This window comes from Kocuria sp. TGY1127_2, assembly GCF_013394385.1.
Lineage (GTDB): Bacteria > Actinomycetota > Actinomycetes > Actinomycetales > Micrococcaceae > Rothia.
Genome location: NZ_AP022834.1, coordinates 197466 through 214869 on the forward strand (window position 1 = coordinate 197466; position 17404 = coordinate 214869).

Annotated in this window: 14 protein-coding genes; 10 read left to right on the forward strand and 4 right to left on the reverse strand. The window is 60.4% G+C overall.

What is annotated here, in order from left to right:
* The 6 genes from sake_RS00890 (at window position 1) to sake_RS00915 (ending at window position 7346) form a co-directional block, all read left to right on the forward strand.
* Complete coding sequence (locus sake_RS00890) at window positions 1-1668, forward strand: MFS transporter (protein WP_178945253.1); 1668 nt, start codon at window positions 1-3, stop codon at window positions 1666-1668.
* A gap of 687 nt (window positions 1669-2355) precedes the next feature.
* Entirely contained in the window at window positions 2356-3408 is a 1053-nt protein-coding gene (gene ribD, locus sake_RS00895; protein ID WP_129358418.1) for a bifunctional diaminohydroxyphosphoribosylaminopyrimidine deaminase/5-amino-6-(5-phosphoribosylamino)uracil reductase RibD, read from the forward strand.
* Between the two features lie 16 nt (window positions 3409-3424).
* Window positions 3425-4771 carry a 3,4-dihydroxy-2-butanone-4-phosphate synthase gene (gene ribB, locus sake_RS00900; RefSeq protein WP_243155711.1) on the forward strand — a complete coding sequence of 449 codons (1347 nt, stop codon included), beginning with the start codon at window positions 3425-3427 and terminating at the stop codon, window positions 4769-4771.
* A complete protein-coding gene (locus sake_RS00905; RefSeq protein WP_129358419.1) occupies window positions 4768-5439 on the forward strand; it encodes a GTP cyclohydrolase II in 672 nt (223 codons plus the stop codon). The genes ribB and sake_RS00905 overlap by 4 nt, the downstream gene beginning before the upstream one ends.
* Before the next feature lie 52 nt (window positions 5440-5491).
* Complete coding sequence (gene ribH / locus sake_RS00910; protein WP_178945254.1) at window positions 5492-5980, forward strand: 6,7-dimethyl-8-ribityllumazine synthase; 489 nt, start codon at window positions 5492-5494, stop codon at window positions 5978-5980.
* 148 nt (window positions 5981-6128) lie between these two features.
* Window positions 6129-7346, forward strand: a complete 1218-nt coding sequence (locus sake_RS00915; RefSeq protein ID WP_178945255.1) for an MFS transporter — start codon at window positions 6129-6131, stop codon at window positions 7344-7346.
* Window positions 7347-7424: 78 nt separating this feature from the next.
* On the opposite strand, the gene sake_RS00920 is transcribed toward sake_RS00915, so the two are convergent.
* Complete coding sequence (locus sake_RS00920; protein ID WP_129358422.1) at window positions 7425-9848, reverse strand: FdhF/YdeP family oxidoreductase; 2424 nt, start codon at window positions 9846-9848, stop codon at window positions 7425-7427.
* Between the two features lie 389 nt (window positions 9849-10237).
* On the opposite strand from sake_RS00920, the gene sake_RS00925 reads away from it, so the two are divergent.
* The gene (locus tag sake_RS00925; protein ID WP_129358423.1) at window positions 10238-11311 is read left to right on the forward strand and encodes a 2,3-butanediol dehydrogenase; all 1074 of its coding nucleotides are present in this window, start codon (window positions 10238-10240) and stop codon (window positions 11309-11311) included.
* Here sake_RS00925 and pdxT read toward each other — a convergent pair.
* Window positions 11308-11889: a pyridoxal 5'-phosphate synthase glutaminase subunit PdxT gene (gene pdxT, locus sake_RS00930; RefSeq protein WP_129358424.1), complete on the reverse strand. Its 582-nt coding sequence runs from the start codon at window positions 11887-11889 to the stop codon at window positions 11308-11310. The two genes, sake_RS00925 and pdxT, sit on opposite strands and share 4 nt — an antisense overlap.
* A 7-nt stretch (window positions 11890-11896) precedes the next feature.
* Window positions 11897-12814: a pyridoxal 5'-phosphate synthase lyase subunit PdxS gene (gene pdxS, locus sake_RS00935; protein WP_178945256.1), complete on the reverse strand. Its 918-nt coding sequence runs from the start codon at window positions 12812-12814 to the stop codon at window positions 11897-11899.
* Between the two features lie 197 nt (window positions 12815-13011).
* Between pdxS and sake_RS00940 the strand changes: the two genes are divergently transcribed.
* From sake_RS00940 to sake_RS00950, 3 genes are all read left to right on the forward strand, one after another.
* The gene (locus tag sake_RS00940) at window positions 13012-14517 is read left to right on the forward strand and encodes a PLP-dependent aminotransferase family protein (protein ID WP_178945257.1); all 1506 of its coding nucleotides are present in this window, start codon (window positions 13012-13014) and stop codon (window positions 14515-14517) included.
* Between the two features lie 108 nt (window positions 14518-14625).
* Window positions 14626-15225: a DUF308 domain-containing protein gene (locus tag sake_RS00945; RefSeq protein ID WP_129358427.1), complete on the forward strand. Its 600-nt coding sequence runs from the start codon at window positions 14626-14628 to the stop codon at window positions 15223-15225.
* 95 nt (window positions 15226-15320) lie between these two features.
* Window positions 15321-15749 carry a hypothetical protein gene (locus tag sake_RS00950; protein WP_129358428.1) on the forward strand — a complete coding sequence of 143 codons (429 nt, stop codon included), beginning with the start codon at window positions 15321-15323 and terminating at the stop codon, window positions 15747-15749.
* Window positions 15750-15758: 9 nt separating this feature from the next.
* On the opposite strand, the gene sake_RS00955 is transcribed toward sake_RS00950, so the two are convergent.
* On the reverse strand, window positions 15759-17138 hold the full coding sequence (locus sake_RS00955) for an amino acid permease (protein ID WP_178945258.1): 1380 nt from the start codon (window positions 17136-17138) through the stop codon (window positions 15759-15761).
* Between the last annotated feature and the right edge of the window lie 266 nt (window positions 17139-17404).

Consider the following 17404-nt stretch of genomic DNA (forward strand, 5'->3'; position numbering starts at 1 on the left):
ATGAGCCCGGTTGCCGTTTCGAATCCGGAAACCGACGACGTGCCCAAGCCGTCCTCCAAGGACTGGTTGGCGCTCGCTGTCCTCGCCGTCGGGCTGGGAGTGATCGTCCTGGACGGCACGATCGTCGGGGTTGCCCTGCCAGCGATCATCTCCGACCTGGACCTGGACCTCACGGAAGCCCAGTGGGTCAACAGCCTCTACGCGGTCCTTCTCGCGGCCCTGCTGCTCTCCACGGGTAAGCTAGCGGATCGTTGGGGACGCAAGGTGATGTTCATCGCTGGGCTGTTGGTCTTTGTCGCCGGCAGTCTCTACGCCTCCCTTGCGGTCTCCGCTGGACCACTCATCGCGGCCCGGGCTATCCAAGCCGTGGGGGCGGCATTCATCATGCCGTCGTCGCTGTCCACCGTGAACGCGGTGTTCCGAGGCAAGTACCGGGCACCCGCATTCGGCGTGTGGGGAGCGGTGATGTCCGGGGCCGCCGCCGTCGGTCCCCTTGCCGGCGGCGCGTTGACGCAATGGGCCTCGTGGCCCTGGATCTTCCTCATCAACATTCCGCTCGGGCTCGTGATTGCTGCGGCCGCGATCATCACGGTGCCCAACACGCGCAACGCGGAGCGACGCAAGGGGGCCGACGTCGACGGCGCCCTGCTCAGCGCCATCGGATTCGGGGCTCTCGTTTTCGCGGTCATCGAGGGACCGAACCTTGGTTGGTGGACTCCTCAAACCGATTTCTCGATCGGCGGGTGGGTCTGGCCGCAGACCGCGGCGATCTCGATCGTGCCCGTGACCTTGCTGATCGGCCTCGTCGCGATCGTCTTATTCGGGGTGTGGGAACGTCACCGTGACAAGGTCCAGCGCTCGGCGCTGCTCAACCTCGATTTGTTCACGGTCTCCACGTTTTCGTGGGGAAACCTCACAGCGGCCATGGTTGCCGTGGGCGAGTTCGCCATCATCTTCGTGCTCCCGCTGTACCTGACCAACGCTCTCGGACTGAGTCTCATGGGTTCGGGGCTGATCCTTGCGGCAATGGCCGTGGGCGCCTTCTTCTCGGGGGCCTCCGCGCGCCACCTCGCCGCGCGATTCGGTGCTGAAGGCACCGTGCTGATCGGCCTGGGACTGGAGGTGCTGGGCGTGCTGGTCCTCGCGCTGTTGCTCGGCCCGTCGACGTCGGGGTGGATCGTGGCGATTCCCCTGGTGGTCTACGGTCTGGGTCTCGGTCTCGCTTCGGCGCAACTGACCGGAACCGTGCTGCGGGATATACCCGTGGAGGTTTCGGGCCAAGCCTCCGCCACGCAGTCCACGGTGCGCCAGATCGGCTCTGCCCTCGGCACTGCCTTCGCCGGTGCGGCACTGTCCGTGTCCCTGAGCCTCACGATGCCGGCCTCGTTGGACGGCACAGGACTGGGCCACGACCGTGCGACACAACTTGCGGAGACCACGCGCCAATCCGCCGGCGGAACGATACCGCAACTACGGCAGCAGGCCGAGACCGGGCACCTCGGTCCGAACGCCCAGCCTATGGTAGACGCCCTAACCTCGGGATTCGCCGACGCGGTCCGGTGGGCTCTGATCGTGGCCACCGTGTTCCTCGTCCTCGGATTCATCGGTTCGCTGAAGCTGCGTGGAGCCTCAACACGGTCACGGGCCGCGAGCCAGGAAGCGTCATGACCCGCGGGATGGATCGGGCTTGCCGCGCAGCTTGGGACGTCTGGGACACGCTCGGTTCCTGTACCACGGTCATCGGGGTATACCTCCCCCGGTCCGGATATGTGCCCTGACCGGAGGGATCTGCCGTCGTCCGAGAAACAAGGGTCCATGGCCACCAGCATCCCCGGGAAAGAATCAACTGAATCACGACGTTGCACCACACGTAGACATGGCATTTGAAAATCTCCCGTGGTGATCACGCGATACTGCGCTCAGTTCTCACGGGAGTAGTTTTACCTCGTGAAACCGACTTTCTTATAGGAAATATCTGTCCCATATCGTCCGATTCTTCCGTCGGCGAGAATCCGGAGTCCGAGTGAATTTCAGAATAGGTTGACTGGCTGGGGCGGTCGCGGATGATCTTCTGATGCCGGGAAAAATCAAAAATTGCACGTAATACAGCAAGAGAGATTCAAGATCCGGGCAGACTCATTCTGAATAAAAAGTTTCCGACATGATGGTGTGGTGCACGCCACTTAAATTATGGCCATCGTGTTTCGTGCGGAGAAAAAATTCGAAATGAATAATTCAAACAGTGACATCCGCGCGAGAGACGGAGTGCAGTCAGCAGTTGTCTCTAGGCCAGGTTGAAAAGAGAAATCTGACCCGCTTTGCAATTACGTATCACACGGAGGGAACAATGACTCAATGAAAAACGGATTTGTACAGGAAGACGAGCGAGCAATGCGAGCCGCCTTGGCCGCCGCGTCAAGGGGGCCACGCGGGGCCAATCCGCTGGTAGGGGCGTCTCTCGTCGGCGGCGACGGAGCCGTGATTGAGGTCGATCATCACAGGGGAAGCGGAACTGCTCATGCCGAAGCGTCTCTCCTTGCTCGAGCCCACGAATCCGGCCTGAATATGCGGGGGGCGCATCTGTTTGTGACCTTGGAGCCGTGCAACCATACGGGAAAGACCGGACCATGCTCCGATGCAATCCTCAACTCGGGAATTCGCTCCGTGACTTACGCAGAATCGGATACGACGTCGAATGCTGCAGGTGGCGGAGCAGCTCTTGAGGCAGCCGGAATTCGGGTTCGCGGAGGATGTCTCGCCCAAGAGGCCCATGAGCTCAATGCTCGATGGTGGAACGCGGTTGAAGAGGGTCGTCCATTCGTCACCGCGAAAATCGCCAGCACCATAGATGGTTGTGTTGCCGCGGCGGATGGCACGAGCAAATGGATCACGGGGGAGGCGGCCAGGGCGCACGGTCATCAGTTGCGTCAGCGGGTCGATGCCATTGTGATCGGAACCGGAACGGCGCTGGCCGATGATCCGCAGCTGACCGCCCGGCTTCCCGACCACTCGCTCGCTGAGCGTCAGCCCCTTCGGGTGGTCCTGGGTCAGACTCCGATTCCGGATACCTCCATACTCGGCAAACAGCCGGGGACACTTCAGCTGAAGACGCGGTCGCCAACCCAAGCATTGGAGACCTTGGCAGAACGGGGAATCCGCCACGTTTTGCTCGAGGGAGGCCCCAAAGTCATTTCATCATTTATTTCCGAGGGAATTGTCGATGAAATTTATTGGTATTCCGCCCCGAAATTGGCAGGACAAGGCATTTCGGCCACGGGCGGGATCATGGTGAACACGCTGGAAGATGCAATTCCGCTGTTCATTGACGCGGCGGGCTCCGAACTGGATGGAACAAACCAGGGAATCGGATTGCTCGGCGAAGATATTGTCACACACTATAAATTCTGATTATTAGATCATCATTATGGAGGTTGTATTGTTTACTGGAATAGTCGAATCCAAAGGTGTCGTAGAGAGTTTTGATCGTCGGGACCGATCTGCTCGCTTGTCGGTTCGAGCGGGACGTTTCGCCGGTGAAATTCCCGAAGGAGGATCGCTCGCCGTCAATGGAGTTTGCCTGACGGCCACGAAAGGCGGTAGTGGAGACGATGTGTTCACGGCCGACGTTATCGGGGAGACTTTGGTGCGCAGCAATTTGGGCGAATTGAAACCAGGGGAACAGGTGAATCTCGAACGTTGCGTACCTTTAGTAGGGCGGTTCGATGGGCATATCGTTCAGGGACATGTTGATGGCATCGGTCGTATCGAGGACATGACTCGGCATAACGATGAATGGATCACGATTCGAGTATCTTTCCCGGAAAATCTGGCACCCCAGGTAGCCGAGAAAGGTTCCATCGCCGTCGATGGTGTTTCCCTGACCGTCACCAATACCAGCGACCCCAGTGTCGAAACCCACTGGTTCGAGGTTGGGGCCATCCCCACCACGCTTGCAGTAACGACATTGGGGGATGCTCAGATCGGAGACAGCGTCAACCTCGAGACCGACCCGGTAGCCAAGTACCTCGCGCGGTCCCGTGAATTCGGCAGGATAGGCCATCTGTCGCCGCAAACGGTTTCGGCCAATGGTGACAAAGTCAACGACGCCGCAGGTCAAGCATCAGAACTTGATTCGGTAGAGGACGCAATCCAAGCCATTGCCCGTGGTGGTCTTGCAGTGGTCGTCGACGACGAGGACCGCGAAAACGAGGGTGACCTGATTGGCGCCGCCGCTTTGGCCACGCCCGAAACGCTGGGATTCATGATCCGATACTCCTCAGGCGTGGTGTGTGCTCCCATGAGCGCTGAGCGTGCGGACGAGCTCGGTCTGCCTCCCATGGTCGAACACAATGAGGACCCGAAGGCAACTGCCTACACCGTCACTTGCGATTCGGCGCACGGCGTGACTACCGGTATCAGCGGTCACGACAGAGCAAAGACGCTCAACGTTCTCGCGGTGCCGTCACCTGAGGCGGATTCGCTGACACGGCCCGGCCATGTCCTTCCTTTGCGAGCGGTGGCTGGCGGAGTCCGAAAGCGACCAGGCCACACGGAAGCCGCGGTAGAGCTGTCCAAGTGGGCGGGGGTCGAGGCAGTCGGCTACATCGCCGAAGTCAATCATGACGATGGGACGATGATGAGATTCAATGCCCTCCGCGAATTCGCGAACAGGCATAGCCTCCCAATGATCTCCATAGATGACCTGATCCAATGGGTTGAGGCCAAGGAGGACAAGACGGAGTTGGGCTCCGAGGGTGTGCGAGCGCGATGAACAGACTGTCGATCCAGAACAATGACCTCGTCGAATCGACGGAAGCGGTAATCATACCCACCCCCTTCGGGTTGTTTTCCGTGCGAGGCTGGCTATTCCCCAACGATCATGAGTTACTGAGCTTCACCGCAGTCCGCGAAGACGGCCAACCCGTTGATGTGAGTAATCCATTCCCCCTAGTCAGGCTGCATTCTGAATGCGCAACGGGTGACATCTTCGGATCGTACAGATGCGACTGCGGCCCACAGCTGCACGAGGGTCTTGAGCGTATCTCCGAGTGCGGGGGAACCGCTGTGTATCTGCGAGGGCACGAGGGCAGGGGAATCGGTCTTGTCAACAAATTGAAGGCATATCGTTTGCAGGACCAAGGACTGGATACCGTCGACGCGAATGTTGCCCTGGGCTTCGAGCCGGATGAACGTGACTACGAAGAAGCTGCCGTGGTTCTCAGCAAACTCGGAATCGGCCAACTGCGTCTTATGACCAACAACCCCGCAAAGGTTGAGGCCTTGACGAGTTTCGGGTTCCACGTGAAGTGCATGGTTCCGGACGAAGTGGCCCCGCGCCCAGAGAACTCTGCGTACATGATGACCAAAAAAATACGCATGAATCACAAATTGAATCTGAATGAGGAGCCAGCTGAGGCGGCGCATCGTAGCAAGGAATGAACCTGGTTGCCGGCCCAGTAATCAAGATAGCAACAATACCCTAAGGAATATTATGAGCAGTATTGGAACTGCAACAACTGATGTAACCCAGCTCGATGTCAGCGGCTTGAAGATCGCCGTGGTGGCTGCGTCCTGGCACGAGCAGGTAATGGACGGGCTTCTTGGTGGTGCCAAGCGAGCCCTGGAACAGGTTGGTCTTCTGGACACCTCGACAGTGGTTCGAGTTGCGGGAGCATTCGAATTGCCGGTTGTATCCCAATCCCTTGCACAGACTCACGATGGGGTTGTTGCCCTCGGTGTCGTTATTCGAGGGGGAACCCCCCACTTCGACTACGTGTGTTCGGCGGCTTGTGACGGATTGGGCCGCATTGCGTTGGATACTGGAAAGTCCATTGGATTCGGCGTTTTGACGTGTGATGACGAACAGCAGGCACTGGATAGGGCCGGGCTCGCGGAATCGCAAGAAGACAAGGGGTATGACGTAGCGGCTGCCACACTGCAGACGGCCGTGACCCTCCGCGAACTGAGCCAACACGGGTAATCAGTTTTCCTCGTATATTCAAACGGAACTGGGGGAATCGAGATGGCAGAAAGTGTAGTCGCTCGATTGGCCCGAAGATTTAGATCCTGAGACTGGGCCGGGCGCCTGGGGCGTCCGGCCCAGTCTCGCCGAGGGTGGTTATGCACTGATGACAACCAAAGCCAAGCACCCAACGGAGGGGGTCGGCCCCGATTCCGCGTGGCGTGTGCACGGAGCAATGTATCTTCTCCTCACGGCGTTCCTGGGACGTTTGCCCCAAGCCATGGGGGCCTTGGCCCTGGTGAGGTTCGTCAGGGACGGTGGTGGTTCTTACAATCTCGCGGGCGTCGTTACTGCCGTTTTCATTCTCGGCGGAGCCGTGGGACAGCCGTACTGGGGACGCCTTGTTGACCGGCATGGCGCGCGCATCGTGGTTTCGATAACGTCCCTTTGCGGTGGCCTAGGGTTGTGTCTCGTTACTTTCCTGGGGCCTGCGCATCCGGTCCTCGTCACTGTGGCGGCCACCGTGGCGGGGGTGGCAACCCCACCTCTGGAGTCCTGTCTCCGTTCAACCTGGACCGCAATCATGCGTCCAGGAAAACAGCTCAATTCCGCTTTCAGTCTCGACGTCGCAGCCCAGCAGTTCCTCTTCGTCTTGGGCCCGATACTCAACGTCGTGTCCTTGGCGGTGCTTGGATCGTCGGGAAACGTATTGCTCATGGCTTTCTTGACTGTGGCCGGTTCCATAGCCTTTGCTCTTTTCCCAGTGATGCGGAAACCTCTGGATCGGCTCGATCAGGAGGTTCACAAGAAGCCACTGGCCTACTCGGCTTTGAGACGGATCGTTGCGGTTCAGTTTCTTATCGGGGTTCCTGTCGGCGCATTACCTGTGATCGTAAATACCTTTGGTGAATTGCGCCATGAGAGTGCAGTCTCCGGGGTGCTGTTGGGGATAAACGGTTTGGGTGGATTTGCTGGCAGTCTGTGGATCGGTCGATGGAAGTTCAAATGGCCGATCGTCACCACTCTCAGGTGGACCGTCTTCGGATTCGGATGCGCTTTTATTTTGCTGTTTTCGCCGCAATTGCCGCTGGTATCCTATGCGGCCATCTTGATCTTGGCCGGTATCGGCTTTCCCATGGCATTGGCGCAGATCTTCCATCTGACGGAAAGGTCAGTGCCGCGGAAGGTCCTCAACGAGGCCAACGCATGGGCCGTGAGCGGTGTCGGTTCCGGCATCGCCGCCGGAACCTGGGGATGCGGTCTCGCCCTGGATGCTATGGGGCCTGTTGTCGGCACCAGCATCGCTGTTATTACCTGTGCATGTGTGGCGTGGTCCTCGCTGGTCATCATGCCTCGCCATTCGACACGGAATGGCCGCTTTTGAAGTATGTGGAAACGGCCCGCCGGGTTGGCGGGCCGTTCCAAGGATCGGGGTGAGGATCTGAGGGCCGGTATTCCTGGGCTACTTCTCCAATTCGATCGTGACCCGGATGCTCTTCATTAAGGGCTGTTCGGACTGCGTGCTGTAGTCCTCGATTCCGATCAGGACGTTCATCTCAGGCATGTAACCGGCAGCGCTGCCCTGAGGGATGTCCTTCGCGAAGGCCCGGTACTTGTTCAGTCGGCGCATGATGCCCAGCTTCGAGGTGGACGTGATGGACACGAAATCCCCCTCCTGGATCCCGCGGGCGCGCATGTCGTCGGGATTCATGAACACCAGGGTGCGGATGTTCTTGATCCCCCGGTAACGATCATTGTTGGAATAGATCGTGGTGTTCCACTGGTCATGGGAGCGCATCGTTTGCAAAACCAGTTTCCCTTCGCCCGGATCCACCTGCGGTAATTCGGCGGTCGAGAAATTCGCCTTGCCGCTCGTGGTCTTGGAGAAATCCAGTTCGCGTGCCGCCTGGTAGATACGGAATCCCGCGGGCTGGCGCACACGTTCGTTGAAATTCTCGAACCCGGGCAGAACCTCGGTCATCATGTCGCGGATCTCGTCGTAATTGTCCACGTACTTCTCGAACGGCGTTGTCGACTCGGGCAAGGTCGCGCGGGCCATGCCGCCCAGAATCGCCATCTCGGAGAGCAGATGCGGAGACGCGGGCTTCTTCATGCCGAAGGAGGCATGGACCATCGACATCGCATCCTCGGCCGAGACGCACTGTTCACCCGAGGCCTGGACATCCTTCTCGGAGCGGCCCAGACACGGGAGGATCAACGACTTTTTGCCGTGGACAATGTGGCTTCGGTTCAGTTTCGTGCTGACCTGCACATTCAGATCCAGCTTCCGCATCGCGGTCTCGGTGTACTCCGGATCTGGAACCGCGCGAACGAAGTTACCGCCCAGCGAGACGAATACCTTGACCGATCCCTCATGCATGGCCTCGATCGAGCTGACCGTGTCCAGGCCGTGCTCGGTCGGCGCATCCAGGTTGAAAGCACGGTTGAGTTTCTCGATGAACTCTTTGCTCGGGCGATGGTCGATGCCGCATGTCCGGTTTCCCTGGACGTTCGAGTGCCCGCGCACGGGGGAAGGGCCGACGCCGTTCTTACCCAGGTTGCCCCGCAGCATCAGCAGGTTGACGATCTCGCGGACAGTGTCCACCCCGTGCTCGTGCTGGGAAACACCGAGGCACCAGGAGATCAGCGTCTTGTCCGACTCGCGGTACAGGTTCGCGAGCTGCATGATCTGGCCCTTGGAAACACCCGACTGCTCTTCGATCTCCTCCCAGGAGGTCTGCTCGACGAGTCTGCGGTACGCCTCGAAATCGTGGGTGTACTTCTCGAGGAATGCTTGATCGATGGCTTCCGGGTCGTTGGCGGTGAACTCGATCAGGCGCTTGCCGATGCCGCGCATCAGTGCCATATCGCCCCCGGGCCGGACCTGGAGGTTGAGGGAAGAGGTTCGGGTGACCTTGGCCATCATCATCTGATCGATCTCGTGCGGCACGATCGTCCCATTGGTCGCGCCCTCGATGATCGGATTGATGTGAACGATCTTGGTGCCCTTGCGCTCGGCCTGGGCCAGTGCCGTGAGCATGCGCGGCGCATTGGAGCCAGCATTCACACCCATCACGAACAGGAGATCCGCCTCGAGCCAGTCGTTCAGGTCGGCGGTCCCCTTGCCCGTGCCCAGCGAGGCCGTCAGTGCACGCCCGGACGCCTCGTGACACATGTTCGAGCAATCGGGCAGATTGTTCGTACCGAACTCCCGCGCCCAGAGCTGGTACATGAACGTTGCCTCATTGCTTAGCCGGCCTGAGGTGTAGAACGTGGCTTCGTGCGGGCTGTCCAGGCCGCGGAGGGTGTCTCCGACCATCGCGAAGGCGTTCTCCCACGTGATCGGAATGTAATGATCGGATTCGGCATCGTAGGACATCGGCTCGGTCAAACGCCCGACCTTCTCCAGGTCATGGTCGGTCCAGGACTCGAGTTCGGTCACAGAGTGCTGGGCAAAGAATTCGCGGGTCGTCCGCTTCGGCGTCATCTCCCACGTGACGTGTTTGATGCCGTTTTCGCAGATATCCATCGAGACATTCGGATCGTCCGGCCATGCGCACCCTGGGCAATCGAAACCGCCGTCGGTTTGGTTCATGGTGAACACCGAACGGGCGCCGAGGACCGGTTCACGTTCCTTGGCCAAGACCTCGGTCACGGACAGTGCGGCGCCGTAACCGGCGGCGGGGTGGTGATAATCCTTCTGAGAAAACGGACGGCGAGTGCGTGGGCCATAACCGCCCTGTCCCTGTCCGCCCTCCACGTTCCACTCGGTGACGAGCTGACCTGCAAGGCCCTGGAGATACGAATTATTGAGAGGCCCTTTGTTCTTGCCGGGGGCGCTGGCGGTTTCGTCGGACTGTCCTTTGATGTGCGGATGGACGGTCATGGTTTCTCCTCGCCCGGTGTATGGTTCGAATGCCCGACCGGTCCGGGAACGATCAGGGGCAAGTCTGGTGCCAGGATACCCCCGTCGCGAGATACCTTGCCAAGCGAAATTTTTCTCGGTTCCCGCGACGTGGGCTTCGCCGGTGACACGGTTGACCCTCGAAAAGGTCAACAGCGCCGACGTCCCGAGCCCGCTGACACGGGCCACCCCAGCGCCGGGGTCCGGCGAATGCACTCATGCGGAAATGCCTCGGAAACTCCCATATTTGCCTTCGCCCCGGCGGTTCTGGGTGCCAGATCCCGCCCTTGAAATCTTGGCCCACAGCTGTCAGTGCGGTGACCCCGATCACTAGACTGAGAGCGTACCGACCCCGAACGGAAGAAGAGATCATGCGTGCCGCCCGTTATTACCAGAACCACGACATCCGCATTGACGACATCGAACCGCCGGTCGCCGGAGCCGGGGATGTTCTCATCAACGTCGCATGGTGCGGGATCTGCGGAACCGACCTCCACGAGTACTTGGACGGGCCGATCTTCGTTCCGCCCAAGGGCCAGCCCCACCCGATTTCTGGTGAAGAGGCGCCCATCACGCTGGGGCACGAGATGAGCGGTACCGTCGCCGCGCTAGGCGAAGGCGTTGACGACCTCAAAGTTGGGCAGAAGGTCGTCGTTGAGCCCTACCTGATCCGTGAGGAAGATTGGGAAGATCATCATTACCAACTCAGTCCGGACATGAACTTTATCGGCTTGGGCGGTGGAGGCGGCGGCCTCGGAGAACAAATCGCCGTCAACCGTCACTGGGTACACCCCATCGCCGACTCGGTGAACCTCGACGAAGCGGCCCTGATCGAGCCCCTTTCCGTCGCTCACCACGGTTTTGTACGATCCGGAGCAAAGAAAGGGGACACCGCCGTCATCGGTGGTGCCGGTCCCATCGGAGTACTCACTGCGGCGGTGGCCAAGGCGGAAGGACTGACTGTTGTCATCTCCGAACTCTCGGAACTGCGTCGTCAGAAAGCCTTGGACGCGGGGGTAGCCGACTATGCCTTCGATCCTCGGCAAGTCGACGTGGCCGACGAGATCCGCGGACTCACTGGGGGAAAAGGCGCGGACGTCGGCTTCGAGTGCAGCTCGGTCGACGTCGTGCTGGACATGCTTCTGGACGCCGTTCGTCCGGCAGGGGTCATCGTCAACGTTTCCATCTGGGGGCATGAGCCAAAGGTCGCTCTGCACAAACTGGTGATGAAGGAGATCGACCTCCGGGGCACCATAGGGTATTCCTACGACCACCCCGCAACCATCAGGCTCGTTGAAGAAGGTCTAGTGGATCTTCGCCCGTTCATCACCGGCAAGATCGGTCTCGATGACCTGATCGACAAAGGCTTCGATACGCTGATCAACCACAATGAGACCGCCGTGAAGATTCTGGTGTCCCCGACTGGCCAAGGGCTCGAGAGCTAAAGTGTGATCTCCAGAAGGTCCTCGTGGACGGTGGAGTCCCCGGTGAGTTCCGGGTGGAAAGAAATGCCCAGAATATTTCCTTGACGCACCGCAACCACCTGGTCCTCGTGTCTGGCCAGCGTCCGGACCCCTTCGCCCAGAGCCGTGACGATCGGCGCTCGGATGAAGGCGGCCCGGACGGATCGCGAGGCGGATCCCATCCAATCGAGCGTGGCCTCCGTTGAGGCGACCTGCGAGCCGAAAGCGTTCCGGGAGACGCCGACGTCGAGCACCGATAATGACTGCTGCCCGGGGGCTGGGTCGTCGATGTGAGACGACAACATGATGAGGCCCGCGCAGGTGCCCAGTACAGGCAATCCGCCGCGAATCGTCTCGATCAGAGGCTCGCGGAGTCCGAAAATCCTGGTCAGACGGTCAATGGTTGAAGACTCTCCGCCGGGAAGCACCAAAGCATCAAGCCGCTTCAGCTCTTCCGGGCGCCGGACCAACACGGTTTGGGCCCCGAGCTGGCCGAGCATGCGGACATGCTCGGCCACCCCACCCTGAAGCGCGAGGACCCCAACAGTAGGGTTGCTCATGGACTTCCTACCAGCCGCGTTCGGCCAGGCGGTGTGGGGCTGCAAGATCACCCACGTTGATCCCGACCATGGCTTCGCCGAGTCCGCGTGAGGCTTCGGCGACCGCATGGGCGTCTTCGTAGAAGGCCGTTGCCTTGACGATTGCGGCCGCACGCTGTGCTGGGTTGCCGGACTTGAAGATTCCGGATCCGACGAACACCCCGTCGGCACCGAGCTGCATCATCATCGCGGCATCCGCCGGTGTTGCGACGCCGCCGGCGGTGAACAGGACTACCGGCAGCTTCCCGGTCCGTGCGACTTCCGCAACGATGTCGTACGGTGCCGCAAGTTCCTTGGCCTTGACGTACAGAGAATCGGGCGCGGAAGCGTAGGCGGCCTGGAGGTCGGCGATCTGCGACTTGATGGTCCGGATGTGCTTGGTTGCTTCGGAGACGTCCCCGGTTCCGGCCTCACCCTTGGAGCGAATCATTGCGGCACCTTCGGCAATGCGACGGAGGGCCTCACCCAGGTTGGTTGCACCGCACACGAACGGGACGGTGAACTTCTGCTTGTCGATGTGGTTCACGTAGTCGGCGGGGGAAAGGACCTCGGACTCGTCGATGTAGTCGACCTTGAGCGCCTCGAGGATTTGGGCCTCGACGAAATGGCCGATGCGAGCCTTGGCCATGACCGGGATGGACACGGTCTCAATGATCTGCTCGATCAGATCCGGGTCGGACATACGGGCGACTCCACCCTGAGCCCGAATATCGGCGGGCACTCGTTCCAGAGCCATGACGGCAACCGCGCCCGCGTCCTCCGCGATGCGGGCTTGTTCCGGGGTGACGACGTCCATGATGACGCCGCCCTTCAACATGTCGGCCAGACCCCGCTTCACGAGGGGCGAGCCGGTCTGGGCAGAGTTTTCACTAGCTGATTCAGTCATGAGACCATCATCTCCGACCCCCTGGTACAGAGTAAGGGCCAGAATCGTGGAAAAATTTTGGTCCAGTGGGGACCCTGTGCGTCGAAATGGAAATGTGGAGCGGACGCGGGATGAATCAACACCCGACACCGCCACCTCGGCGCGGAAACGAGTGCATGGGGCTGCGATGGCAACCGGAAAGCAAAGAGGTGAATGGCATGGCGCGGTACAGGGCTGACGTGGAGCTTCCCTTGAGCATTGACCGTTCTGCCGGGTCGATACCAGGGCAGATCGTCGAGCAGATTCGCGCTATGGTGACCCACGGGCGCCTTCTGCCAGGCGACCGGCTTCCCTCGACGCGCGCGCTCGCCGACAGAGCCGGCGTTTCCCGAGGGTCGGTTACCACTGCCTATGACCAGCTGTCCGTCGAGGGGTACGTGGTAGCCGATCGGGGTAATACACGCATTACTCCGGAGCTTCCCGGAGTAATGCGGTCCAGTTTCACGGGAAACGGGGCTAAGACCTCGCGCGGGGGAGGGCGCACTGACCTCGAGACGCGCCGTCCCCGGGGTGGGGCGGCACCCACCAAGGATCGGCATCCGACTTCGATCAAATGCCCGTTCGATCTTCGCCCGGGTACCCCGGACACCTCGACACTGGCCAATACGACGTGGCGTGCGGCGTGGCGTGCGGCCGCGGCCGAACCGTCCCTGGGTTACGCGCCCCAGGGGTCCCCGGCATTGCGGGACCAACTCAGCGAATATCTGCGCCTCATGCGTTCCGTGGTGCGAGGGCCCGAGGATCTGATGGTCACGGCAGGTGCCCGCGATGGGCTCCGCGTTTTGCTCACGACGCTCTACGAGAGGAAAGCTCGCACGCTGATCGTTGCGGTCGAGGACCCAGGATATCCATCCCTTCACCGCGTTCCCCGCGCTCTCGGTCACCGGATCGTGCCCGTGCCCCTCGATGAGCAAGGACTCAACCCCGCAGGCTTCCCTGCCGGGGGCGACCGTCCCGACGTCGTGCTGGTGACTCCGTCCCACCAATACCCCATGGGCGCTACCATGCCGGTGGCGCGGCGTCTCGAACTCATCCGCTGGGCCAGAGAGAACCAGGCAATCATCGTGGAGGACGACTACGACTCGGAACTTCGTTATGTCGGCGAGCCCTTGCCTGCATTGGCCGCGCTGGACGAACCGGGCCCGGGGGCCGAGCAATCCGTCGCGACCCTCGGATCATTCGCCAAGGTTCTGACCCCGGGCCTGGGCCTGGGCTATCTCCTTATGCCTCACCATCTTGCGGAAGACCTGGTCAGTCTCAAGAACGACGCCGGGCCGCCGATTTCCGGGATCCTCCAGGACGCCATGACCCGATTCATGGCCGAGGGCGGCCTGCAACGGCACACCGCTCGCATGCGCCGAAGTTATCGTCGCCGACGGGACCTGATGGCCTCCGTCTTCGACGTGACAGAAGCCCTCGGTAAGGCTCAGGTTTTGCCGATGGACGGGGGGCTGCACGCCGTACTGCAATTGTCCTCCTCGGAAGCGGAATCGAGGGTTGTTGAAGAGGCCCGGCGCCGGGGCGTCGCCGTTTCCGGACTGGGCACGTATTGGAGCGGCGGTCGGGGGCGAGCGGGCGTGGTCGTAGGTTTTGGGGGACTCAGCGAACACAGATTCGAAAGGGGCCTGGTGCTGCTCCGAGAGGCCCTCGAAAACAGTGTTTAGGGGACTGTCCATTTCCCGTGGCCGCGGTGGACGGTTAAGCTGAAATCCCGCCACAAACGTCGCTCGTGCGTGGTCGCGAAACCCAACTTGCGAAAGGCCAACCGCCGAATGTCCGCTCCGGAAACCCGCCAGACCGTTCGTGAGCTTCGTGCTCTGTTCGGACCGGTGCTCACACGCGCGCTCATCTACCTCGTGTACGGCCTGATCACGGTCTTTTGGCAAGAGCCGACGCTGATGATCGTGCGATGGATCTTGGGCCTCTACCTGATAGCTCAGGGCATCGCACTGATCTACATGCAGCGCAGCCTCAACGAACACGTCTACGGCCAGCGCGGACCCAGCAGCTCGGTCATCCAGTCCTACGCGATTCTGTACTTGTTGGGCGGCGTTCTCACGGTCGCCTTCGCGGAATCCCTCCCGATCCTGGTTCTGATCGCCGGGTTGATTCTTTCGATCTGCGGTGTGACCGAATTGCTTCAAGGCATGCGAACCTCCGCGACCTCGGCCATGTCCAAGGACTGGAAGATCGCCGGATTGGTGACATTCCTAACGGGTGCCGCACTTTTCCTCATCGGGGAGATCGGTCCCAAAGCGGCCTTCGGCGTGACGGGCGGGGGAGCCATCATCGTCGGAATCTTCATGGTCCTTGCCGCTTTGACGTTCCGGCACGACGCCGCCGCCTTGGAACAGCAGAACAGCGGCGACTAGTCCGCGGGCTTCCGAAACCCTGGTGCCCAGACCGCGCGAGAAGATTTCGGGACGTAGACTAGAGAAGCATCGCGAAGACACCAGGAGGAACACACGTGGCACAGCGCCCTAAGCGCGGAATCAAGGCCGATATCAAGGGACCGCTCATCATCGCGGCGGTCCTGGCCGTCGTCGCATTCGTGTGCATCCTGATTTTCGCCACGGGCGGGACGAACAACACACCCGAATTCCGACTCGCATTGTCCGTGGCTGGTTGCGTATTCGTCGGAACGCTCGTTGTGTGTGCGACCTTGATCATCGTTGAGAAGCCGAATGACGAGGAGCTCGGGCAGGGCACCGGTATCAATAAGCGTTCGGCGGACCTTTACGCCCAAGCCAGAGCGCGTAAAGACGCCCGTGAGCGGGAAGCTCGTGAGCGGGAAGCCCGGGAAAAGGGAAACGCGACGCCGAACGACTCCGAGTCGAGCGGTTCAGAACAGGGTCCAGACTACGGTCAGCGCGCCCACCCGGAAGAGCACAACTAGGGAACCTTCTTACCCCGGGTTTTTCACTGACGTGACCGGACGGCGTCGAACGATCCTGTAGGCGCCGAGGACGATCACGAAGCTGAGGACAGACAGCACGAGCTGCCAGCGCGTGGCCGGATAAACGGCCATGAAGACGAGGACCCCTACGATCCACGCCATCGTGAGATAGCTCAGCCACGGAAACCCCCACATCCGGAAGTCCGGTGTGATTCCTTGAGCAGCCAGCCGGCGTCGCACTGATACTTCCGCGAGGACCAGCAGGAAGTAATAGATCAGACACACCGCACCCGATGAATTGATGAGGAACAGGAAGACTTGTTCCGGGAAAAAGTAGTTGGCAATCACCGATAAGTAGCTGACGATCGTCGCGGCGAAGATTGCTCGTGCAGGAACCTTGCGGGAATTCAGTCTGACGAGGAACTTCGGGGCGTCTGCGTGTTTGGATAGCGAGAAAAGCACGCGCGAGGTCAAGTACAGGCAAGAGTTCAGGGAACTGAGAACCGCGGTGAGAACCACAACCTCCATAATGACGTCTGCATACGGGATGCCGACGGCGTTCAGCGTCAGTGCGAAGGGGCTGCGCACCTCGGAGCCGGACATCGGCGTGTTCCACGGAACCACGCAGATGATGGCCGCGATAGACAAGAGATAAAAGAACAAAATCCTGTACATGACTTGGCGCGTTGCCCGGGCGGCATACTTCGCCGGGTCCTTGGACTCGGCTGCGGCAATGGTGGCGATCTCTGCGCCTGCGAAGGAAAACAGCACCGTCACGGATCCCACAACGACGGCGCCCGAGCCTAAGGGGAAGAAACCACCGTGTTCGGTCAGATGAGTGGTTCCGGGGGACTGTCCGAAGAGGCCAAACAGAAAGAGGCCGCTGACGACGAGGAAAAAAACGATCGCGACGATCTTGATCGAAGCCAACCAGAATTCCGTCTCCGCATAGACCCGAACCGAGATGAGGTTCAGGAGAGTCATTGCGACGATCAGACCGAGGCAGACTGCCCAATTCGGCACGGACGGGAAGAACCCGCTGATGATTCCGGCCCCCGCGACCGCTTCGACCGCGGCGACGATGACCCAGAAGTACCAGTACATCCACCCGACCGAAAACCCTGCCCATCGGCCCAGCCCGAGACGCGGGTAGTTTTCGATACTGCGGGCTTCCGGCAGCATCACGGCCATTTCGCCGACGGCACGCATGATCAGGGTGACCAGGACCCCGGAGACGATATAGCTGATCAGTGCCGCGGGCCCGACCGTATTGAGCACCGCCCCCGAACTGACGAAAAGTCCGGCCCCGATCACGCCGCCGAGCGCAATCATGGTCACGTGCCGGTTGGTCAGCGAATTGCGCAGTTGTGGGGCGGAATTCCGGTTCATTGGGTGGGACCCGCCAAATTTCTGGTAGTCACCCAGCAGATTATGCCCTGATCGGGACCGAAGACGAAGCTGATTCGGGGCATGCGGATTGGACCGGAGACGATGATTCTCAGGACACAATTTTCCTTCAATCCAGGATTCATTTCTGTTTTCATGCGAATTTCGATTTGTGAGTGGGACTTTGCGTGGACATTTCATGGAGTGCACTCTTCGCGCAGGTCGGTAATGTCGCATTCGACCATGTCCGTCCCACAGAGGTCTGTTGC